This window comes from Caldisericia bacterium, assembly GCA_030018355.1.
GTDB lineage: Bacteria > Caldisericota > Caldisericia > B22-G15 > B22-G15 > JAAYUH01.
Window position 1 is genome coordinate 296567 of record JASEFN010000001.1, and the last position, 24923, is coordinate 321489.

The 24923-nt window shown below is 29.9% G+C and carries 14 protein-coding genes; 10 read left to right on the plus strand and 4 right to left on the minus strand.

Translation table 11 applies throughout. From position 1 onward, the window contains the following. Nucleotides 1–22 precede the first annotated feature (22 nt). Together QMD25_01390 and QMD25_01395 are read right to left on the minus strand one after the other, a co-directional pair. Nucleotides 23–8200: a stalk domain-containing protein gene (locus QMD25_01390; protein MDI6860656.1), complete on the minus strand. Its 8178-nt coding sequence runs from the start codon at nt 8198–8200 to the stop codon at nt 23–25. Nucleotides 8201–8290: 90 nt separating this feature from the next. Next, nucleotides 8291–11851, minus strand: a complete 3561-nt coding sequence (locus tag QMD25_01395) for a stalk domain-containing protein (protein ID MDI6860657.1) — start codon at nt 11849–11851, stop codon at nt 8291–8293. Nucleotides 11852–11948: 97 nt separating this feature from the next. On the opposite strand from QMD25_01395, the gene QMD25_01400 reads away from it, so the two are divergent. Genes QMD25_01400 through QMD25_01445 form a run of 10 tightly spaced genes read left to right on the plus strand, consistent with a single transcriptional unit; the run spans nt 11949 to nt 23743 of the window. After that, entirely contained in the window at nt 11949–13496 is a 1548-nt protein-coding gene (locus tag QMD25_01400; protein ID MDI6860658.1) for a DnaB-like helicase C-terminal domain-containing protein, read from the plus strand. A gap of 14 nt (nt 13497–13510) precedes the next feature. Continuing rightward, entirely contained in the window at nt 13511–14788 is a 1278-nt protein-coding gene (gene serS, locus QMD25_01405) for a serine--tRNA ligase (protein ID MDI6860659.1), read from the plus strand. Between the two features lie 9 nt (nt 14789–14797). Continuing rightward, nucleotides 14798–14953 (plus strand): six-cysteine ranthipeptide SCIFF, encoded by a 156-nt coding sequence (gene scfA / locus QMD25_01410; GenBank protein ID MDI6860660.1) that lies wholly within the window; start codon nt 14798–14800, stop codon nt 14951–14953. Next, nucleotides 14916–16205 carry an SPASM domain-containing protein gene (locus QMD25_01415; protein ID MDI6860661.1) on the plus strand — a complete coding sequence of 430 codons (1290 nt, stop codon included), beginning with the start codon at nt 14916–14918 and terminating at the stop codon, nt 16203–16205. The genes scfA and QMD25_01415 overlap by 38 nt, the downstream gene beginning before the upstream one ends. 37 nt (nt 16206–16242) lie before the next feature. After that, entirely contained in the window at nt 16243–17505 is a 1263-nt protein-coding gene (locus tag QMD25_01420) for an FAD-dependent oxidoreductase (protein ID MDI6860662.1), read from the plus strand. 1 nt (nt 17506) lies between these two features. Next, on the plus strand, nt 17507–18742 hold the full coding sequence (gene preA / locus QMD25_01425; GenBank protein ID MDI6860663.1) for an NAD-dependent dihydropyrimidine dehydrogenase subunit PreA: 1236 nt from the start codon (nt 17507–17509) through the stop codon (nt 18740–18742). Continuing rightward, the gene (locus QMD25_01430) at nt 18739–19218 is read left to right on the plus strand and encodes a (2Fe-2S)-binding protein (protein MDI6860664.1); all 480 of its coding nucleotides are present in this window, start codon (nt 18739–18741) and stop codon (nt 19216–19218) included. Before preA ends, QMD25_01430 begins: the two co-directional genes overlap by 4 nt. Continuing rightward, the gene (locus QMD25_01435; protein MDI6860665.1) at nt 19205–20062 is read left to right on the plus strand and encodes a xanthine dehydrogenase family protein subunit M; all 858 of its coding nucleotides are present in this window, start codon (nt 19205–19207) and stop codon (nt 20060–20062) included. Before QMD25_01430 ends, QMD25_01435 begins: the two co-directional genes overlap by 14 nt. A gap of 7 nt (nt 20063–20069) precedes the next feature. Further along, nucleotides 20070–22391, plus strand: a complete 2322-nt coding sequence (locus tag QMD25_01440; GenBank protein MDI6860666.1) for a molybdopterin-dependent oxidoreductase — start codon at nt 20070–20072, stop codon at nt 22389–22391. After that, nucleotides 22388–23743 carry an 8-oxoguanine deaminase gene (locus QMD25_01445; protein MDI6860667.1) on the plus strand — a complete coding sequence of 452 codons (1356 nt, stop codon included), beginning with the start codon at nt 22388–22390 and terminating at the stop codon, nt 23741–23743. The genes QMD25_01440 and QMD25_01445 overlap by 4 nt, the downstream gene beginning before the upstream one ends. 9 nt (nt 23744–23752) lie before the next feature. On the opposite strand, the gene dcd is transcribed toward QMD25_01445, so the two are convergent. Both dcd and thyX read right to left on the minus strand, forming a co-directional pair. Continuing rightward, nucleotides 23753–24310 (minus strand): dCTP deaminase, encoded by a 558-nt coding sequence (gene dcd, locus QMD25_01450; GenBank protein ID MDI6860668.1) that lies wholly within the window; start codon nt 24308–24310, stop codon nt 23753–23755. Continuing rightward, nucleotides 24297–24920 carry an FAD-dependent thymidylate synthase gene (thyX, locus tag QMD25_01455; GenBank protein MDI6860669.1) on the minus strand — a complete coding sequence of 208 codons (624 nt, stop codon included), beginning with the start codon at nt 24918–24920 and terminating at the stop codon, nt 24297–24299. The genes dcd and thyX overlap by 14 nt, the downstream gene beginning before the upstream one ends. Nucleotides 24921–24923 lie beyond the last annotated feature (3 nt).

A 24923-nucleotide genomic window follows, 5' to 3' on the forward strand; every position in this document is an offset into this window, starting at 1 on the left:
ACAAAATTTCATCTACTTCAAATTATGGTGCAGGATATGTAATTGTTATTTCGCTTGAAAATGGATCCCAATCAACTTTTGCACCAAATGTTTCCATAATAAATCTTATTGGAACAAAGGTTCTTCCATTTATAATAACAGGAGGAGCATCAAGTCTTACTGGTAATCCCTCTACATATGCAATATTTGACCCAATTCTTAAATCTATTCTCTTTAACTTAAATATAATTGAAACTCTTTCATCTCCAAAAGAAATATATCTATATTCTACTGTTGCACCAAAGGCTTCAACTATAACCCTTAGAGGCACCATTGCTCTACCAGATTTTTTATCTATCCAGGGAGCCGCTTCTATTTGAACAGGTTTATCATTTACATAAACTGTTTTTGAACCAATTTTTATTTTTAAAACTGTTCTTTTAATGTATTTAATTGGTAAATAAATTGAATTTTCATTTCCTGCTCTATCAACTGCTACAATTGAAATTGAATTATTTCCTTCCTGTAATCTCACACTATAAGAAAAGTTTCCTTGTAAATCATATGAAACTTCAATACCATTAATTGAAAGTTTTGCACCCACTTCAACTTTTCCCTTTACTTCAAAGGTTTCTGTAAAAACTTCCATCCATTTTGTTATTGAGGGATCAAGTTCAAGATATGGCGGAGTTGTATCAAGTGTAATACTTAATGTAACCTCACTAATATTACCAGCAGAATCAATTGCTTGAACTTTTATTGTATTTAAACCAGGCACAAGTTTAATTAGTAAATTAAATTGACCTTTTGTATTTGATGTTGTTCTTGAAGTTTGTGCTGAAACCAGAATTGTTGGTTCTGTTATTCCTGAAATAACTAAATCTTGTCTGTTTGTATATTCAAATTTTGGTTCTAAAATTGTAATTTTTGGTGGAGTTGTATCTACTTTAAATGTTCTTGATCTAACTTGTTCTGCATTATCTAATCCTTTCGTCTTTGAATAGAAGTATAAAATGTGCTCTCCCTCTTTTGCATAAAACTCTTGTGTGTAAAGTTGAGGTTCTTCGTCGTCCCAGTAGTAATAAGTTTCAATAACTCCTTCTCCCTTTCCCTCAAGTTTTATTTTTGGTTTTGTTACATACCAACCGTTTATACCATCAGGTAATTCAGGAGTTACTGTTATTATTGTATATGGAGTTCCAACTATCTCATAAGGTTTTGATGGAACTTCATTAAGATCTCTTGAGGTGTAAAGATATAAAATATATTTATCTGGAATTTCAGGATTTTTTATTTTCGCACTTTTTGATATTATAATTGAATTTTCACCTTTTACAATTGGTGCTGAAAGGGTTAAAACAAGTAATCTTCCTATAACAAGCGGTTCATATCTTATTGGAACTCCTGAAACTTGAATTGCTGTTGGAAGAATTGATTGAGGTATATTTGTACCCAATGGGAATTTAATATAAATTTTATCTCCCTCAAGTAAGTTTATATTTATTCTAAATAAAATATTATATTCAGCTTCTTTTCCAGCGCTTTGTGGCTTTACATTTACCTCAATATCACTAATCGGTGGTGCTGGAGATAAAACAAAGTTATAAGTTGCAGGTTTTGTTTCTTTATTTGTAGTAACTTCAATTGTATAATTACCTGCTTGTGGTGGATTAATTATTCCTGCTTGAGGAGAAATTTCAATTTTTGCTGTTGTTTCTTTTGGAAGTGGAATTGGGGTTTTAATTGTAATTGTATTTGCAGATTGATTAACAATCGGTGAAGTTGTAATTTGAGTGTCATTTAGTTTTATTAAATTAGTATTTATAGTGGCGGGAATAAATGTTCCTATTGGGAATTTTATATTTATTTCATCAGAAACAGATAGTTCTCCTTTAGTTCCAACTCTAATTATAATTGTATAACCTGCGTTAGTTGATGCAGTTTGAGGAGATACTGTTAAAGATAATATCTCCAAACTGAATCCTTTATCAACTCTAAATTGAGGCTGATTTGCAATAGGTGTAAATGTTCCTCCTTGACCCATTGTGAAGAATGAGAATGTATAATTTCCTTCTATAGAAGGCAATGTAACATTATTTAATTTTATTGTGAGTTTATTACCAGAAGCCATTGTTTGAATATTAATTATTAAATTATTTAATTGAGTTTGTATTGTTCCAAGAGAAACTCCTGTATCAGGAGTTACTGAAACAAAACAATCTCCGTTGGGGTCAGTAAGTTGAGGATTTGGAAAACCTACTGGCATAGTTAATTTAATCGCACCCCCAGATAAACTAAATGTCGCTGTAAATGTAAAAGTTATATTTATTTTTTCATTTGTTAATCCTGATGAAGGATTAATAGATACTTGACCTGAACCATTTGCAATTTTTCCAGAAACAACTATTCTTTGAGTTGCACTTTCATAATTTGTTGCTGAAACAGTAATATCCCAAGCACCAGGAGTAGAGTCTTTGTAATAAAATGATTTTTCTGAACTTCCAGATGTAAATATTATTGATGTTATTCCCCAATTAACTCCATCTTCAGAAAATTTTCCAGTAGGAGAATTAGTTGTAAGATTGACTGTAATATTTGTAGGAGCAATTAATGGGTTCCCTTGAGGGTCAACTAAACCTATAACAATTGCTGAAGATTTTTGTTCAAGATCTATTGTTTGAGGTGATGATTTGAAAATAATTTTATCCCCAAAAACTTTAAATGCATTTGAGGTTCCAGTTTTTCCTGAAACAGGATCTGTGACAGTAATTGTTACATTATCTCCGGCTCTATTTATTTTTATATTTCCAGTATATGTTCCATTCACAAATGGACCTAAAGTAATAGGTTCTATAGTTCCAACACCAAGAGAACATGTCAAATTAACTGTTCCATTAAAACTTGAAACAGTTGAATTATCTTCATCTTTTGCAGTAACAGTTATCTCAAATGGTATTCCTTTGTTTTGATTTCCAATTGTTGATATTAAGAAGTGGTGAAGTCCTTTTGCAACAGTAAATTTATTTGATAGTGATGTTACAGATGGGGTTGTAAGTATAACTTTAAGTTGAACATCTGTTCCATGAGTTCCAAGTTTTACATTACCTGTCCAAACACCGCTTATAAAAGTAATTGATGTTGGCTCTAAAACCGTTGAATTTACAGCAGATAAAGTAGCAGAACCATTAAAGTTTGTACACAAATTTCCAAACTCATCATAAGCCTTAATTGTTACACTAAAAGGAACATTTACTGTTTGTGCACCAATAGTTGAAAATACAAAATTGTTAACTGGTGCTGGAAGTAGAGTTATAGCATTTGACTCTCCTATTTTACCATCTTTTTCAGCAATTAATTTTATATTTGTTCCAGCCTTTGTTAGTGTTACACTTCCAATCCAAACACCATTATTAAAGAAACCAGTTATTTGAGGAGTTATAGTTCCATCTGAAACAGATAAATTAACTTGAGATACAAAATTTGGAATTGTGTAATTAAGTGAATCTTTAGCATAAATTTTTATTGTGAAAGAAGTTCCAGCAACTTGTGGAGATGGTATTGTATCAAAGGTAAAGTGGTCAAGCGCACCGAAAACTGAAAATATATTACTCATTCCCATTTTATGAGTTATAGGATCCTCAGCAAAAATTTGAACAGATGGATTTGGAGTGTTTATTGTGACACTCCCAGTCCATCTACCATTAATAAATGAAGTTGTTGAAGAAGGAGAAATTGTACCAGGCCCTGTTGAAGAAGTAAGAAGCGCTGTTCCATTCCATGTTGTAATCAAAGAACCAGCAAGATCAACAGCTTTTATAGTTATATTAAATGGTATACCTGCGGTTTGATTTGATATTAATTCAAATTCAAATCTACCTAAAACATTTGATGCACAAGTAAATGAGTTTGAAGTCCCAGTTATTGGTCCATTGTTTGCAGTTATTTTCATACTTGAGTGAGGAGTATAAAGTGTGACGCTTCCAGTCCATTTGCCTAATGTAAAGTTTCCTGTTGTTATTGGAGAAATTCCACCTGTTGAGGCAGTTAAATTAACGTTACAAGCTCCTCCTCCATAAATTCCCCATGTATCAGTATTATCCCAAGCACTTACAATATATCCATTTATATCTTTTGCATAAATAGTTATATTAAATGGATTATTTATTGTTTGAGGACCTATAATATCAAAATCAAAATGGTGAATTGTTTGGCTTGCAACAGTAAATGGATTTGATGTTCCTTTAATTCCTGGATTTGAGGTATCAGTCACAGTAATTGTGTGAATACCGACAGTTCCCATTTCCATTGAATTTACAACTCTTACACCAGAGGAAAAACCAGTTAAAGTATAGGGTAAAGGAAAACCAGCAATTTGGGCATTTGGATCAGTGGAAGTAACAATAACTGAATAACCTGCACCTGAATATGTTGTTACAGTATTATCCCATTGATCAACTGCAGTAATTCTTAATGCATTTTCAGGATGAGCTCCAGGATTAAAGACACATCCAACTGTTTGTGGACCAACTGGTTTATAATCTCCAGTAACAGGGTCTAAGTCATTTGAAGTGACTTTAAAGTGGTGAAGTGGCCCTGGTAAAACATTAAATTGATTAGATAATCCATATTTTGATGCATATTCAACTTTAAGTTGTACATTTGTACCAGTTTTATATAAAGTTATGTAGCCACTCCATACTCCATTAACAAAATTTACTGAAGTAGGCTCAATTACAAAATTAGCAGGAACTGTTGCTGAAATAGGAACTGTTGCATTAAAGTTTGAAATTATATTATCTAAACTATCTTTTGCATATATTTTAACTAAAAAGGGAGTTCCTGCTGTTTGAGGCGATGCTATTAAATCAAAAGTGAAATGATGTAATCCTGCAGAAACAGAAAAGTTGTTAGAAGTTCCGAACTTTGAAAGGGCAGATGCTGTAATAAATACTGATGGTGTAGGAGTATCAAGAGTAATATTACCCTCAAAAACTCCATTCACCATATTAACAGAGGTTGGAATTATATTTCCCACTGAAGATGAAAGGGTTAAAGTGGTATTTAAGTCTGAAATTAGATTGTGTTGAGAGTCATGTGCTTCAATTCTTATTAAGAAAGGAACTCCAGAAACTTGTGGTGCAATTGGAGAAAAATGGAAGTGATCTAGTGGACCTACAACTGAAAATGAATTTGAGTAACCATTCATCCCACTTCCCCCTGCATCTGTTGCAACTATTTGAACACTTGAAAATGGGGCATTAATTGTTATATATCCACTCCACTTTCCATTTACAAACGGACCAACAGTTCCTGGTGAAATAGGTCCTGATGGATTTAATGTTAAATTAACATTTCCTGTAAAGTTTGTAACAATATTCTCATTACCATCTCTTGCAGTTATTTCAACAAAGAAACTTTGATTTACCTTTTGAGGAGAAGGAATTAATGAAAAAGAAAAGTGATTCAATGTTCCTTGAAGTGCAAATAAATTTGATTCACCGGTCACACTTCCATAAGTTGCTACAAGTTTTACTGCAGTTGAAGGAGTATTTAAAGTAACTGTTCCAGACCATATTCCATTTACAAATACTACTGGAGAAGGATTTGTTGAAACTCCCATTGTTGGTAAGGAAGAAATTATAACTTGTTGATTGAAAGATGTAACAATCATTCCAAAAGAATCTTTTGCATAGATAGTTACAGAAAAAGGTACACCCGCAGTTTGAGGAGAAGCAATTGGTAGAAATTCAAAATGATCTACCACACTTGATGATACAGAAAATATATTAGATTCACCAAAAATAATATCATATGTACTATTCGAAATTATGTGTTCTGTATGTTTTTCTAATGAATTAAATGTTATTAAATTTATATTTAAATCTGAATCTCCACTTTGAACGTAAGTATTTGCTCTATAATTTCCATATGGTGTTAATCTTTTGTCACCTACACTTACTTTGTTATCACCATCTATGTCTACATAAATATATTCTCCAAAATCAAACAAATTATTTACACTAACATTTTCTGTATGTTTCTCATTAGAAGCAAATGTTATAAGTAATAAACCTATATCTGTATTTCCTGATGCAACAAAAGTATTATAATTATAATTTCTAACATTAGTTAATCTTTTATCACCAACATTTACACTATTACTATTATCAATATCATAATAAATATATTCTCCATATTGTGAATTTGCATAAATTTTAGCTCCTGAATCTGATGTACTTAAAGTAACATTTCCAGTCCATATTCCATTAGTTAAATTTATTATATTTGGTGTTATTGTTCCACCTGGAGTTGAAACAAAAAGTTTTATAGGCCCATTATATGATGTAACTATTCTTCCAGCGCTATCCACAGCCTTAACTGTTATTTGAAATGGAGTATTTTTGCTTTGATTTCCAATTGGTTCAAATTGAAAAGAAATAGGATCTGGATCTGAAACAGTGAATGTATTAGAAATACCTGGATTAATATTTGGATCAGCCGGTGCAGGTGGAAGTGTTGGAGGTGTTTCATCATCACAATAAATATAAGCGGCACTTGATGAAGTAGTTAAAATCACATTGCCTGTCCAAACTCCATTAGTAAATGTTATTGAGGTTGGAGATATTCCTACTGGAGATGAAGCTAAATATGCAACTCCATTAAAAGATGTATTAAGATTTCCAAAACTATCTTTTACTTTAATTGTTATTTGAAATGAATTTCCTACTGTCTGTGGACCTATTGATTCAAATACAAATGTACAATTATCTAAAATTTGAGGTTGAACGTTAAAAGTTGCACTTCCCTTTATTGTTGGATTTGATGTATCTTCAACATAAATTGTTTGAGGTCCAGCAGTTATTAAAGTTGCGTTAAAGGGTCTGTCTCCATTATCTGCCGGAACATATGTAGTGTCAGGCGGAAGAATTAAGGGTGGTGATGAGTAAGTATCTGTTGTTGAAAAGTGAACTGTTCCAGTATAATTTGTTATAGTATTTCCAAATTCATCAACTGCTTTTACTCTAAAACTAAAATTTGTTCCAGCAACAGGTGTAGTTGTAGAAAAATTATAAAACTCGAAATGGTGCAAAGTTGAAACTCCAACTTTAATTTTAGGTGGCATTAAATCTTGAAGGCCAGATCCATCTAAAGCATTGATTGTTTGAGTACCAGAAGTTTTTAAGATTACTCCATTAGTAAAGGTGTGTTTTCCATTGTCTGAAGAGTTAAAGGTATAATTTGAGGGTGAGAAGGTGGCAAGGGGATCACTTGAATTAAAAACAACATTTTTATTATAATCACATACAATATTTCTCCATTCATCATAAATTCTTACTTCATAAGTTATTGGATTTCCAGCAGTTGTTGTATAAAATCCAGGAGTGGTTGATCTTCTTGTATCACCAAAATCTACAGTATTGTTAGTATTAGAATCTAAATATAATAATTCTCCATAATTATACTTTCCATCTGCTTTAACATTTTCAAGATGTTTTAAATTGCTTCCAAAAAAAATAGTTAGAGATGCGCCTAAATCAGTATCTCCACTTTTTACAATCGAACCAGCAGGATATGTAACAGACCCCCAAGTTACTGGTGTAATTCTAACATCTCCTGATGAAACATTGTTGCTTCCATCAATATCAATATAATAATAATCTATTTCTGTAAATGTTCCAGAGGCATCTTGATCCCAACCTTTTTCATTTGCATTGAAAGGTATTAATGTCAATCCGTCATCAGCATCATTTGTAGCAACAACTGAAAAAACAGAATAAGTAGATCCACTTATTGATAAAGGTAGAACTTCAATAAAAGAGGGGTTTCCACCTGTTATTGAAAATCCAGATGAAATGCCGTCTGTTAATCCTGTTTTAGTTGCTTTTATTTGAATTGTTGCCCAGTTTGTTAAATCATTTGAAGAAATTGTAACTGATACTATTTTTTGACCACCTTCAGATCCATTAAAAATGACCTCATAAGGATATATAGCAAAACCCGATTGAACTACTGATAAATTAACTGTCCCACTAAATGATGAATCCAAAACATCGCTTGCATCAAGAGCCTTTATTGTAATATTAAATGGCACTCCAACTTTTGCACTCAAAGGAACTTCCACTTTTAATTTAACAGCTGGACCACCATAAACTCTTGGAATATACATTGATAAAAGTAAAAAAATTATAAATGATAGAAGGACTACCCTTCCTTTTTTCATTAGTTTAAAAACCTCCTTTTCTTGTTTCACTAAATTCCCCTTGTTTATAAACTATTTTTACTATTAAATTTAAAAAAATCAAGGGGAGAATTAACTCTCCCCTGGGTAAGTAATTAAAACTTTCTTTTCTAGAGCCCTCCACTCAACCTTTGCGCCAAATACTTCCATGATAAACCTAATTGGCACATAAACTCTATCATTTTTTATAATAGGTGGTGTATCCATTTGATATGGTTTACCATTTAATGATGCAATTGAAGAATCAGGTGAAAGTTTCAAAATTTTCTTTGTTCCTTCAATATCTTCAATGGTTATAGTTACAATTCTTACTACAGGATCCCACTCAATAGTTGCACCAATAGATTCACTTATAAATCTCAATGGAACCATAGTTCTATTATTATAAATAAATGGTGGATAATCTAAAATTTTTGATAACTCATTTACCTTTGCTTCAACTTTTCCAATTGTAAGTTCTATTTTAACCCTTGGATTCCAAATTATACCAATATTTTTTCTTGTTATATTACCTGCTTTATCAATTAATATAAAATCTAAAACATTCGTTCCAGATTTTTTAAGTTCATATTTTCCTTCAAACCTTCCATCTTCTCTTATTAAAATCTCCTCACCATTAACCGTAAGTTTTCCTCCTACCTCTCCCTTACCTTTTATTTCTATAATTTTATCATAAACAACAACCCATGGAGTTGGATATTCAATAATTAATTCTGGAGGTATTGTATCTCTTATAACTTTAATAACTTCAAAAGATTCGTTTCCTGCAATATCAATTATTATAAAAGTTATTGAATTTGTTCCTTCAAAAAGATTAACCTCTGTTTTAAATGTTCCGTCCTCTTTTATATTTACTCTTTTTCCTTGAATTAATAATATTGAATTAATTTCAGAAATAGAACCAACTATTTCAATAATTTCTCTATTAATATATATATCATTTTGAATATTTATAGACAAAATTTTGGGAAATGTTGTGTCAAGTTTAAAGGTTTTTTCTTTGATATCTTCTTTACTTCCAAGTTTATCTTTTGCATAATAGTAAAGTGTATGAATCCCTTCTGGTGGAGTTACTAAACCTTTATATTCAATCCATGGACCATTATCCCATCTATAAAATACTATTGGCTCTTTGTCATACTTTGATGAGGATGAAAAAGTTATAATTGGTGTAGTTTTATAATATCCATTCATTCCATCTGGTTCAGGTATTGAAAGAATAATTTTTGTCTCAGGTTGAGGATAAACAAGAAAAGATTTTGTATTTATTGGGTTTGTCTCTCTTGATGTATAAATTATTAAAAAGTATTCTCCCTCTTCAACAAATTTTATGTTTGCATCTTGTGAAATGTATATAACAAATTCCTCTTCTTTAGCAATCGGTACAGGTGTTTGAAGTATTAACATAAGTTTATCTTTTGAAATAGATGGCATTTTTATTAAAGGAATGCCTTTCACTGTAATTGAAGATGGTTTGATATTTAGTGGAATCTCAACCTTCTGTGGGAATTTGATATAAATATAGTCATTTACATTTAATGAGCCACCAGGACCAGTTTTTAACCTTATTTCAAAAGATACTGCCCTTTTAATTGATGGGGGCATTACTTTTGTTGAAATTGAAGTTAAAATTGATTCAATAAGTGTATATGATGTTGATATTTCAGTTTTTTCTTTCTCAGTCCATACTTTTAATTTATATTCACCAGGATTATCTGGATTTTTAATTCCAACTTCTTTAGAAATTATAATCTCTACTTTTTCCTCATTTTCAATTTTTATGGGAGTTTTTATTGTTAAAATTTTATTAGAAAAATCGATTATTACACTTTTTGTTAAATTAACTCCATTAACAGTTATTAAATTTTTGTCAATTTCAGAAGGAAGTTTTGTATAGGTTGGAAATTTAATGTAAATACTTTCTCCTTCATTAAGTAAACCATGTTTTCCAGTTTTAAAACTTATTTTATATTCTGCTTCAACTTTTGTAACAGAAGGATTAACTTCAACTTTTAAATCAGAAATAATTGACTCAACAATTTTATAAGAATAGGATGTTACATAAGTTGGTTCTTTACTTGTGGCAACTTGAAGTGTATAATCACCACTTTTTGTTGGATTTTTTATTCCAAAATTCTCTGTAAAAATAACTATTACATTTGAATTATTTGGAATGTTTATTGGTACTTTTAATGTAATTTTTCTTTCTAAAGAAATAATTATATCAGTTGGATTATAACCATTAATTGTAACATCATTCTTATCAAAAGTTATTGGTAAAAATGTATCATCAGGAAATTTTATTGCAATTAAATCATAATCTTTAATTAATGCACCCGCTGTTCCAGTTCTAAATTCAATTGTATATTTTGCTTTAGTATCAACAACATTTGGTTCAACTTCAACTTTAGGTCGAGAAATAACTGAATAGTAAATTGCATAGGGTAAAGACGTAACTGGTGTTGGTTCTTTAGATGTATAAACTTGTAAAGTATATGTTCCAGATTTTGTTGGATTAATTATTCCTGTGTTTATTGGAAATGTAACAACAACAAATGCTCCATTTGGTAATGAATATGGAAATATTAATCTAACAGTTCTTACTGCAACATAATAAATAGTAACTGGATAGCCATTAATGAGTGCTCCAAAAAATGGATAACCAAAAGGAACAAAAGTATCATAAGGAAAAGTAATTGTTACATAATCAATACCACCAACTACACTTCCATTTGGACCAAGATTAAATCTTATTGTGTATTCAGCAGGAGAACCTGCATAAGGTGGATCAACATCTACTTTTGGAGTTGAAATTTGACTAATAATATAAATGTCTCCGACACCAAAATGAGTATATGGTCCACTTGGTGGGAATTCAGCTTTTAGTTGAATATGACCCCAATCAGTCATTTGAATAGTAACATTATCAACATTTGTATTAGGAGTTGTAAAAATTGCAGCACCTGGGTCTGGATCTGAAATAGGAACAATAGACCAATCGAATTTATCCTCCCATCCATATATTAAAAAAACATCTGTCCTTTTATTTCCATAACCATCAAAACTATTTGCTTCAAAATTTCTTATCTCTCCTACAAAACTATTATATGGATTAGGCGAAATAGTTATGTAGTTGATTAAATCTGGTATAACTTTTACATTACCATTAATATTTATAATAAAGGAAAAACCTCTTTTTACTTTTAGATTACCAGTTAAATTTCCTGCTTTTGTTGTATTTGTAGCATTGGTTATATCTACTTGTACTTGACCACCTGAAGTTTGATTTCCTGTTACAGGTATATTAATAATATTTAAAGATTTTGTTATTGTTCCAAATGTTGCACCTGTGGTATTTGTTGTAATAGTAATAATTGCACTGTTAAAATTAAAACCTATAGGAAAGGTGATTATTAAAGTATCTCCATTTTGAAGAAAAGGAATATTATTATCAAAATTAATTGTAACAATCCAATGTGTGTTATTTTTTCCTGCAGTATCATCTCCCTGAGTTACCTGATTTCCTGGTGAGTTTGGTGAAAATGTAACACTAGTAATGTTTGCATAAACTTTTTGTGTTAGGAAATTTAACCCTAATAAAATTAAAAGCATAAAAATTAAAATTTTTTTCATATATTCCTCCTTTTAATTATAAACTTCAAATTCTCTTTTTTGTTTCAAAAATTTAGAGAGTAGATAAATTTATTTTGTTCCATTGTATAATTGTAATATGAGTACTGAAATTGAGAAAAAAATTTTAAAAGGTTTTATTACTGATAGATTTACAATATCAAAATCATTATCAGAAGGTTTTAAAGTAGATTATTTTGAAGATCCAAAAACAATTACTATTCTAAATGCTGTACTTGACATTTATGAAGGAAGAGGTGAAGTAGATTATATTGATTTTCAAACGGTTAAAAGACATCTTGAGAAAAAGGGTGTTTTTGATGATGAAATAAAAAGAACTTTGTTAGAAATTGAAAATTTAGAGACTCCAACTCTCGCAATGATTTTATCTTATATAGATATTTTAAGAATAAAAAATGGAGAAAGAAGATTAATTAACATTTCAAATGAAATAAAAGATTTCGTTGAAAGAAGAGGACCTCATAAACTCGAAGATATTGCTACATTTGCAGTTACAATGTCTGAAGAACTTCAAAAAATTGCTCTAGAAAGATTGCATAAAAAGTTGGTTCCATCAGAAAATATAATTAAGAACATAGTAAGGGATGTTTTTGAGAGAAGAAAATATCATGGCTTTTCAATTGAACCATTTACTTCATTAAATAAATCTCTCCTTGGTTTAAGACCAGGTTTTTATTATGCAATGGCTGGTGCTCCAAGAAGAGGTAAAACGAATTTTTTACTTCATTTAGCAGTCAATATAATTGCGAACGAGAGAGTGCCTGTTCTTTATTATTCATGGGAACAAACTTCAAGAATTCTAAATTTGAGAATTCTTTCTCAAGAATCTGGCCTTAATCCAGTTAAAATAATTTCTGGTGAATTAAATGAAGAAGAGTTTAAAAAGTTTGAAAACGCTTATAAAAAACTCCAAGATATATTTTCATTTCTATATATAATTGAAGGAAGTAGCAATGATACTTTAGAGAAAATTGAGGCGCATGCTTACAATGTAATGCAGAGTCATAGATGTGATACTGTAGTGATTTTTCTTGATTATATTCAAAAAATACCTGTTGAATCAAAAGGATACATAACATTAGAAGAAAAAGTTGATGAAGTTTCGGGTAAGATAGCTATGCTTTCTCTTTCTTTAAAATCTCCAATAGTTGCAATTTCTGCTCTGGATAAAGAAGGATGCAAATTAGATGAAGAGGGGATTGAAAGACCTACTATGTTTCATTCTACTGGTGGTGGAGATATCGAATATGATTCAGATGTCGCTATGGTTCTTGTTAAAAATCATAAAGAGACAAATGAATTAAAAGAAAAACTCATAAATCTTGTAAAAAACGGACAACTTCTGCCAGAAGATATGCCAAATATTGATATAATTGACCTTTACATTGATAAAAATAGAGATGCTCCTGAAGGTACATCAAATGTTATTCAATATCTATTTTTTATTGATTCAAACAAATTTGTTGAGATTGGATATAAAGACCCAACTGAAAAATATACTTATGCAAAAATTAGTGAAATTGTTGAGAGATTAAGAAGAGAGGGATATTTAAAATTAATAACAAAGGATGAACAGATAAAAGAGAAAACAGATAAACCAAAATTTTCTGGTTTTGAACCAATATAAGTTAAGGAGGAGTTATGTTAGATATTAGATTTGTAAGAAATAATCCTGAAATTGTTAGAGAATCCCTTAAAGCAAGAGGCTATTCAGATGAAATTTTGGATGAATTTTTAAGAGTGGATAAAGAAAGATTAACTCTTCTCAAAGAATTTGAAGAATTAAAACATAATTTAAATTTGTTATCTAAAAAAGTTGCAGAATTGAAAAGAAAAGGCGAAGATATAGGTGACCTTCTGCTTGAATCAAAAGAACTATCTGACAGAGTCGAAAATATAAAAGAAAAATTAAAAATTGTTGAGGAAAATCTAAATGAAATTATTTTAAGAATACCAAATATACCACATGAAACTGTTCCAAAAGGAATTGATAGTTCTTTTAATGTTGAAATAAGAAGATGGGGAGAGATTAGAAAATTTAAATTTAATCCAAAGCCCCATTGGGAATTAGGTGAAGAACTTTATATTTTAGATCAAGAAAGGGCAAGTAAACTTTCTGGTTCAAGGTTTAGTTTGTATAAAGGATTAGGTGCTCGACTTGAAAGAGCACTGATAAATTTTATGCTTGATCTTCATATAAAAAAACATGGTTATACAGAAATTTTTCCGCCTTTTCTTGTTAGAAGTGATATTATGATTGGAACAGGCCAACTACCAAAATTTGGTGAAGATATGTATAAAGTTGAAAATGAAGATTTGTGGTTAATACCAACTGCAGAAGTTCCACTAACTAATTTACATAAGGATGAAATTTTAGATGAGAAAGATCTTCCAAAATATTACACTGCATATACAGCATGTTTTAGAAGAGAAGCGGGCGCTGCTGGAAAAGATACAAGAGGCTTAATAAGAGTTCATCAATTTAATAAAGTTGAACTTGTTAAAATTGTAAAACCAGAAGATTCTTATCTTGAACTTGAAAAACTTGTAAATGAGGCTGAGGATGTTTTAAAGGAATTAAAACTTCCATATAGAGTTATGCTTCTTTCAACCGGAGATATGTCTGGTTTTTCAGCAAGTAAAACTTATGATATTGAGGTTTGGATGCCTTCATATGGAAGGTTTGTAGAAATATCGTCATGTTCAAACTGCACAGATTTTCAAGCAAGAAGAATGAATACAAGATTTAGGAGAGAAAATGGAAAAATAGAATATGTTCATACCTTAAATGGATCAGGCGTAGCAGTTGGAAGGTGCTTTGCAGCACTCATTGAAAATTATCAAAATGAAGATGGCTCTGTTTCAATTCCAGAGGTATTGATACCATATATTGGTGTTGATAAAATAAATAAAGATTAGGAGGTATTTATGATAAAGGTTATTAAGAATAAACCTTTTTTGAAAAAGAAAAATTTAAATTGTAGAGAATGTGCAACTCCTTGTAAATCTGCTTGTAAAACATCAATGACTGTTGGAAATCAAATTTGTGAAAAAGATAGAGAAGATAGAAAGTTTGTCTTTTAAACCTCCTTTATTTCACAAATTTTCTTTTTTAAACAGATTTTTTGTTTTTTTTCCAATTACGGGTAGTCTTATTGAAGTTGATAAAGATTTTTATTTTAATTTAAATGAAAATTCTTTAATAGATGAGCCATTTTTAAATGAAGAGAAAAAAATATGGGAAAAATATGATGTAAAATTTAATCCACCAAAATACTTAAAATCTTTATGTCTTCTTATCTCTCAAACCTGTAATATGAAATGTGATTATTGCTTTGTTAATGATGGAACTTTTGGAGATAATGAGAGTTTGATGGATGAAAATGTAAGTTTAAAAGCAGTTGACTTTTTAATTGAGAATTCAAAAACGAAACATATTGAAATTGATTTTTTTGGTGGTGAACCACTAATAAATTGGAAAGTTGTAAGAAAAACAATTGAATATGGTGGTAAAAGGAGCAAAGAGTATGGAAAAATTTTAAGATTTTCTTTAACAACAAATGGAGTTTTATTAGATGAAGAAAAATTAAATTTTTTAAAAGAAAATTTTGTAAGTTTAATTATATCTCTTGATGGTCCGCCTGAAGTTAATAATTTACATAGAAAAATGAAAAATGGATCAAATTCATTTGATTATGTTTATAAAAATATTAAAAATTTAAAAAATTATGAGGGTTATTATATAAGAGGTACTTTTACAAATAAAACAAAAGATATTTTTGAAAATGCAAAATTTTTTTATGAAAACGGTTTTAAAAATATCTCTCTTGAACCGGTTATTTTAGATAAAGAAAATCCTTTAAGTTTAAAAAAAGAAGACCTTAAAGAATTAAAAAAAGAGTATGAAAAATTAGGAGAGTATATCTATAATGAAAAATTGAAAGGAAATAAGTTAAACTTTTATCACTTTAATATTGATTTATCTAATGGACCATGTCTAGGTAAGATGAATTTTGGATGTGGTGCTGGTGTTGAATATTTAGCAGTTGATACAAAAGGAGACATATATCCTTGTCATTTTTTAAAGGAGTTTAAAGAATTTAAAGTTGGTAACATATTTGATGGAATAGATGAGAATAAGAAAAATTATTTTATGTATCTAAATGATATTAATTCAAAAGAAAAATGCAAAAGTTGTTGGGCAAAATATCTTTGTGGAGGAGGGTGTATTGCTCATTCATACTTTATAAATAGTGATCCTTTAAAAATGCCGGATGATTTTTGTGAAATTCAGAAAAAAAGAATTGAAATTGGTCTTTTAATTAATAGTTTATAATTAATTATAATAAACTTAATTTTAAGAGGGGTGATAGATGAATGAAAAGGATTTCGAAAAAATTGCCCTTGAGTGGGCAATAATTGAGGCTGAAAGGTGTTTATATTGCTTTGATGCTCCATGTGAAAAGGCTTGTCCAATAAATCTTCCGATATCTAATTTTATCTATTTTATAAAAAATAAAAATTTTAAGTCAGCATATGAACTTGTAAGAGAAAATCATCCACTGATCTCAATTGCAGGTTGTGTCTGTCCAGAAGAAATTCTTTGTCAAACTGAGTGTACAAGAGGGAAAATTGACAAACCTATCAAGATAAGAGAACTTCACAAATTTTTAACTGAATATTTTTGTGATAATAAAAATCTTTCTCTTCCAGAATATAAATATGAAGAAGTAGCAATAATAGGTGGTGGGCCTGCTTCTTTATCTTGTGCATTTTATTTAAGAACATTTGGTTATAAAACAGTCGTATTTTCTGATACAGAATTAGGTGGAATTCCTCTTAAAGAAATTTCAAATTTGAGATTAAGCGATGAGACTCTAAAAAGAGATTTAGATTTTATTAAAGAAAATTTCATTTTTAAGTTTGTAAGAAAAAGAGTAGAAAATCTTAATGAAATATTAAATAGTTTTAAAGCAATATTTATTGGTATAGGTCTTTCAGATGAAATTGAACTTGAAGTCTTAGGAAAAGATAAAGAGGGTGTTTTTAAAGCAAGAGAGATCTTAAGGAAAATAAAGAGAGGAGAAGAGATAAAATTTGGAGAAAGGATTGGTGTTATAGGTGGAGGAAATGTTGCTTTTGAAGTTGCAAATACATTAAAAACACTCTATCCAGATAAAGAAGTTATTATAATTTATAGAAGAGGTTTAACAGATTTAAAATGTTATCCTGAAGAATTTGAGAGAGCAAAGAAACTCGGTGTTAATTTTTACTTTGAATCAATTCCAATTGAAATAGTAGGAAAGGAGAAAGTAGAGGGTATAAAAGTGACTCAAGTCAGTTTAAAAGAAAAAGATAAAGATGGAAGAAGAGTACCAAAATTAATAGAGAATAGTGAATTTATTATTCCATTAAACAATATTATTATTGCAATAGGACAAAAATTAGAAGAAACCATTTTTCCTGAAATTCAAAAAGAAAATGGTTTAATCAAAGTTGATGAAAACTTTATGACAAATATAAAAGGTGTCTTTGCTGGTGGTGATTGTGTTAATGGAGGGGATACAATAACAAGAGCAGCAAAAGAGGGAAAATTGGCTGCCTTTAAAATTCATGAATATTTAAGGAGGATTTAAAATGTTTAAATTAAGAGATCTTTCAATTGAATTTTTAGGTATAACACTTGAAAATCCATTTATTTTATCTGCTTCACCATCAACAGATGAACTTGAAATTGCAATTAATGGTCTTGAAGCTGGTTGGGCAGGAGTAATTTTAAAAACAACTTCTGTTGAAGACAACCCAGTTCCTTTAAAATATCCAATGATGTCTTCATTTGGAAATTATTCAAAAAGAGTATTAGGACTTGGAAATATTGATTTAATTTCTAAATATCACATTGATGAAGTTGAGAAAAGAGTAAAAATTTTAAAAGAAAAATTTCCACACAAAATGATTGGTGCAAGCATAATGGGGAGTAAAAAAGAAGATTGGCAAAATTTAGTTTATAGATTAAGAAAGGCGGGAGTTGATATAATCGAATGTTCTTTTTCATGTCCTCAGGGAAGTATGGGCGAAGCACCTGGAAGGATGCTTGCTCAATCTGTTCAAGCAACAGAAAAGGTAACATCATGGGTCAAAGAAGCTGCAGAAAATACTCCTGTTTTAATAAAAATAACACCTCAAGTTACAGATATCGTTGAAGTTGCTGAGGCAGTTAAAAGAGGTGGTGCAGATGGAATAACTGCAAGTAATACAATACCCTCTCTTCTTGGAATAGATATTTATACATTTGAACCTTATCCAACTGTTTTTGGTTACTCATCATATTCAGGTCTTTCAGGAAATGCCATAAAACCAATAACTCTTAGAACAATTGCAGAAATAAAAAGAAATGTTGATATTACAATATCAGGAAATGGCGGAGCGTATTCCTCGAGAGACGCAATTGAATTTATGCTCGTTGGAGCAAGTAATGTTCAATTTTGTACACTTCCGATGGTGTATGGTTTTAGAGTAATTGAAGAATTAAAAAGAGGTTTATCTCATTATCTTGATGAAATGGGATTTAAATCTCCATCAGAAATTGTTGGAAAAACACTTGAAAAAATAAAAACAAACGAAGAATTAATTATTTTAGACTTTGTTAAAGCAAAAATAGATGAAGAAAAGTGCGTTGGTTGTGAACTCTGTTTTGTTAGTTGTAGAGATGGAGGACATATGGCAATTGAATTAAAAGAGGAAACAAGAGTCCCAAAGGTAAATGAAGAAAAGTGTGTTGGTTGCGCTTTATGTATGCAAGTCTGCCCAGTTGATGCAATTAAAATTTATGAAAGAAAAATTAATATTGAACATTATTACATAAGAAAATGAAAAAAATTGTTGTAAACTTTAAATTAAATGGAGAAGACATTATTGATGAAGTTCCTGTAAATAAAACACTTGTGGAATATTTAAGGGATAATTTACATTTAACTGGAACAAAAGAAGGTTGTTCAAAAGGAGAATGTGGGGCATGCACAGTAATAATTGATGGAAAAAATTATACATCTTGTCTTGTTTTGATGCCAGAGGTTCAAAATAAATCTGTTTTTACAATTGAAGGTTTAAAAGATAAAGTTGAGTTTATAGATTACCTTATTGATGAGGGGGCATTCCAATGTGGTTTTTGTGCACCTGGTTTTGTTGTAAGTTTGTACTCTTTTCTTGAAAAAAGAAAAGACATTACTATTGATGAAGTTAAAGAGGCAATTTCAGGAAATCTATGTAGATGTACAGGATATAAGAAAATTCTTGATGCAATTAATAAATTTATAAAAGAGAAAAGAGGACAAAATGAAAGAATTTGAATATTTTAAACCAAAAAATTTACTTGAGGCTCTTGATCTTGCAAAAAATTTTGGGAATAATAAGAGATTTCTAGCTGGTGGTACAGATTTAATTGTAAGGTTAAAGGATAATTTAATAAAAGAGGAAAATATTATTGATTTAAAAGATATTGATGAGTTAAAGGGTATAAAAGAAAATGGAGATGAAATTGAAATAGGACCACTTGTCACTTTTACAGAGATAATTGAGTCAGAAATAATGAATAAATATTCTCCTCTTATTGTTCTCGCTGCAAAAAAAGTTGGCTCTCCTCAAATAAGAAATAAAGGAACAATTGGTGGAAATTTATGTAATGCTTCTCCTGCAGGTGATTCAATTCCTCCTTTAATGTGCGAGGAGGCGCGTCTTTTATTAAAATCAAAAGATAGAGAAAGAGTTGTTAATATTAATGAATTTTTTTTAGGACCTGGAAAAACATGTTTAAATCAAGACGAAATATTGGTAAAAATAGTTGTAAAAAAATGGAAAAACTCAAACTTGGGATTTTTTAATAAACTTGGACAAAGAAATGCTTTAACTATTTCAATAGCATCAAATTGTGTAAAAATTGATAAAGAGGGTAAAAACATAAAAGATATTAAAATTTCATTGGGTTCAGTTGCACCAACTGTTGTAAGAGCAAAAAAAGTTGAGGAGGCTATTTTAAATTTAAAAGAAATAAATGAAGATGAATTATTTAAAATATCATCTCTTATTGAAAATGAAATTGATCCAATTACAGATGTTAGAGGTTCAAGAGAATATAGAATAGAAGTTTCGAAATATTTGCTTTATGAAAGTTTAATTTATTTATTTAATTTGTGAGGTAAAAATGAGTGTAAAACTTGAAGAGAAAAAAAGAGAAGAAGAGAAATGGATTGGCAAAAAAATAAAACAAATTTATTCTCAGGAAAAAGTTAAGGGAGAATTAAAATATCCATCAGATATCTATTTTGAAAATATGGTTTGGGGAGAAGTTTTAAGAAGTAAATATCCCCATGCATTAATTAAAAAAATTGATGTTTCTAAAGCAGAAAAACTTCCGGGAGTTGTAAAGGTTCTAACTTATAAAGATATACCTGGCTTAAATGGTTTTGGAATAGTTGTTCAAGATCAGCCAGTCTTATGCTATGACAAAGTAAGATATCTTGGAGATGCTATTGCTTTAGTAGCAGCGGAAACAAAAGAAATAGCGAAAAAAGCACTTGAATTAATTGAAGTTCAATATGAACCACTTCCAGTTGTAGAAGATCCTCTTGAAGCAATTAAAGAATCTTCTCCAAAAGTGCATGAAAGTGGGAATATACACCTTCATACAGTTGTTAAAAAAGGAGATGTTGAGAAGGGATTTAGAGAGGCAGATTTAATTGTTGAAAATGAATATAGAACTGGTAGACAGGAACATGCTTATCTTGAAACAGAAAATGGTGTTGCTTTTTATGATGAAGAAGAAGATACAATTACAGTTATTTGTGGAGGTCAATATCCATTCAGAGATCAAATTCAAATAGCAAGAGTTCTTGCATTTGATCCAAGGAAAATAAGAGTAATAAATGAACCAATGGGAGGTGGATTTGGCGGAAAAGATGAAATTACAACGCAGATCCATCTTGCACTCCTTGCTTATCACACAAAAAGACCGGTTAAAATGGAAATTAGTAGAGAAGAGTCAATAGTTTTCTCATGGAAAAGACATCCAATGATTCTAAGATATAAAACAGGTGTTAAAAAAGATGGAACACTTGTTGCAAATGAAGTTTATATTTATGCAGATACAGGTGCATATGCATCATTGGGAGGGCCTGTTGTGAATCTTGCAATAGAACATTCATGTGGTCCATATAGAATTCCAAACACTCATATTGAAGGATTTTGCATTTATACTAACAATGGAGTATCAAGCGCATTTAGAGGCTTTGGAGTAAATCAAGTAACATTTGCAATGGAGTCACAAATGGATGAAATTGCATATAAACTTCAAATTGATCCATTACTACTTAGAAGAAAAAATATATTAAAAAGAGGAGAGGAAACTGGAATAGGAAGTAAAATTGAAACAAGCATTGGATTAAATAAAATTTTAGATGAAATTGAGAAACATCCAATTTATAAAGAAAGAGAGAAAATAAAATTATCTTCATCTAAATTCAAAAAGTATGGGGTCGGAATAGCATTATCTTATCAAGGAACTGGTCTTGGTGTTGGACTTCCAGATTATGGTGCTGCAATAATTGAAATGAGAAGAGATGGTGGATTTAATGTTTATGCAGGAAGTGTTGAAATAGGACAAGGAGCAAAAACAACACTTAAAATTATAGCATTAGAATCATTAAAAATTAAAGATGAAAATAAAGTATTTATAGTTACTGGTGACAGTTTTCTTGTTCCTGATTCTGGAACAACAACTGCTTCTGGTGCAACATATAGAAGTGGAAGAGCAATTAAAATTGCATCTGAAAAAATTTTAAAGATATTAAAAAGAGAAGTTTCTGAAATTTTCGATATCCCAGAAAATAATATCTATATAAAAGATGAAACTTTTTATGACAAAGAAAATAGAGAACTTATAAACTATGAAAAATTAGGGGAAATTCTTTATGAAAAAAGAAGGTTACCAAAAGTAGATGGTCACTTTAATTTTCCAACATCAAAAACAAAAATTAATGGAGCATTTGGTTTACCTCATTATATTTTTAGTTTTTCAGGTAGTATCGCCCTTGTTGAAGTTAATACTCTTACAGGTAAGGTAAATCTAATTAAGGGAGTTAATTTAATTGATGGAGGAAGGGTAATAAATAAAATAGGCTTTGAGGGACAATCTGAAGGTGGTTTAGTTATGGGAATGGGTTATGCTTTAATGGAAGATGTAATTATTAAAAATGGGGAGTTTTTAACAAAAAATTTCTCAACATATATAATTCCAACAATACTTGATATCCCAAAAGATTTAGAGACTATTTCAATTGAAAGTATAGAAGAATTAGGACCTTTTGGATCAAAGGGCATTGGAGAAACAACAATGGTTCCAATTGCGCCAGCAATAACAAATGCAATATTTCATGCAACCGAAGCAAGAATAAGACAAATCCCCGCTACACCAGAAAGAGTATTCTTTAAATTAAGAGAAAAAGAAAAGGAGGACAAGAGTAAATGAAATTTTTATTTAAAGATGTAACTTTAATAGGGACAATGAATAAAGATGGAAAAGAAATTGAAAATGGATATCTAACAGTTGAAAATGGAGTAATCACATTTGTTGGTGATAAAGAGCCAAAAGGAAATTATGATAGAGTTATTGATGGAAGAGGAAAATTACTTCTTCCAGGATTTGTAAATACACATCATCATTTTTATCAAACTCTTTTTAGAAATATAAAAGAGGTAAATGATCTAAAACTTTTTGATTGGCTTATATATTTATATGAAAAATGGAAAAATATTGATGAAGAAGCAGTTTATGTATCAACAGTTATTGCAATACTTGAAATGATGAAAAGTGGAGTTACTACAACAACAGATCATCTATATCTTGTACCTTACAACAACGTAAAAATTTTTGATGCCCAAATTGAAGCAGCAAAATTAACAAAAATTCGTTTTCATCCAACAAGAGGTGCAATGTCTCTATCAAAAAAAGACGGGGGCTTGCCACCAGATAGTGTAGTTCAAAATGATGAAAAAATTTTAGTCCATACAGAAGATATGATTAAAAAGTATCATAATGGTGAGAAATATTCTATGCTTAGAATTGCAATTGCCCCCTGTTCTCCATTTTCAGTCACAAAAAATATTATGATAGAAAGTTTGAGGCTCGCAGAAAAGTATAATGTGTTACTTCACACTCATCTTGCTGAAACCTTAGATGAAGAAATTTATTGTAAAGAGAAATTTGGTCTAAGACCTGTTGAACTTATGGAATCTATTGGATGGTTAAATAAAAGGGTCTGGTTTGCTCATATGGTTCATTTGAGTGATAGTGATATTGAAAAATTAATAAAAGGTGATGTGGGTATGGCTCATTGTCCTACATCGAATATGAAACTTGGTTCAGGAATTGCTAGAGTAAGTGAACTAAAAGGAAAAATAAGAATTGGACTTGCAGTTGATGGAAGTTCAAGTAATGACACAAACAATTTTATTCTTGAAATTAGAAATGCACTTCTTCTTCAAAGGGTTAAATATGGAAGTAATGCAATTACATCAAGAGATGTTCTAAAATTTGCAACAATTGGTGGGGCGGAAGTTTTAAGGATGGATGATTTTATAGGATCAATTGAGATAGGAAAAGCAGCAGATATTATTATGTTTGATTTAAATAAACTTGAGTTTGCTGGAGGATTAAACGATCTAATTTCTGTACCTGTGTATCTTGATGCAAAAAAAGTTGATTTTCTAATGATTAATGGAGAAATTTTAATTGAGAATGGAAATTTTGTTTCTATCGATGAAAGAGAGTTTATAGAAAAACAAAATAAAATTTCAAAAAAACTTTTAGAAAAAATATAATTTTTATTTTTATTTATCTACCTTTGGCAAAACAATACCAATTTGTTTATCATATTTCCCTTTCTTATCTTTATAACTTACTTCGCACTCCTCATCACTTTCAAGAAAAATAATTTGAGCGATACCTTCATTAGCATAAACTTTAACAGGTAATGGGGTTGTATTTGAAATTTCAATTGTAACATGACCTTCCCATTCTGCTTCTATTGGTGTTATATTTACAATAATTCCACATCTTGCATAAGTTGATTTTCCAATACAGATACCCAAAACTTTTCTTGGCATTCTTAAATATTCAACACTTCTTCCAAGAATAAATGAATTTGGAGGAATAATACATGTCTCGCCCTTAAAGTCAACAAAACTTTTTGGATCAAAATTTTTTGGATCAATTATTGAATTGAAAACATTTGTAAAAATTTTAAATTCATTAGAAAGTCTCAAATCATAACCATAGGAAGAGAGTCCATAAGAAATAACTCCTTTCTTAATCTGTTTTTCTTCAAATGGTTCTATCATTTTATATTGAGTTGCCATTTTTTTAATCCATTTATCACTCTTTAACATCTCTAATCCTTATATAATCTTTCTCAATTACAAAATCCTCAAATACTGTTGGAGCATATTCTTTTAAAATTTTTAAAATTTCAATAAAAACATTTCTTATTTCCCATTGGGCTTCTTTACTACCCCTTAATTTAATCATATGTCTAAGTTCTCTAAAATTTGCAGTTAGAACTATTTCTGTTTTTGTTGCGTTTGGAAGAACAAATCTTGCGTCCTCTTTAGGAATTCCTAAATTTATTAATTTTTTGTAGACATCCCTTGTTCTCTCCATAAAATCTTTATATATTATTAAAGCCTCATTGTTTGCTAAAATAGTATAAGGAATTACATAGTCAAAATTTGATTCATTAACGTATCTTTGTGATTTTTGAGTATATGATGCGATTCTATGTCTAACTAATTGGTGGGTTAAACTTCTTGAGACCCCAGAGATCCTAAAAGAAGCCACTGCATGCTCTAAAACAGATTCATGACCAAGTTTTAAAAGCATTCTAATAAATTTAACATGACTATCTGGTGTCAATCTATCAAATGATTCATGAGCAGTTCTCCCTGCCTCTTCAATTATTTTCTCTGGATTGGGAGTTATATAAATTAATTTAACATCCAAGAA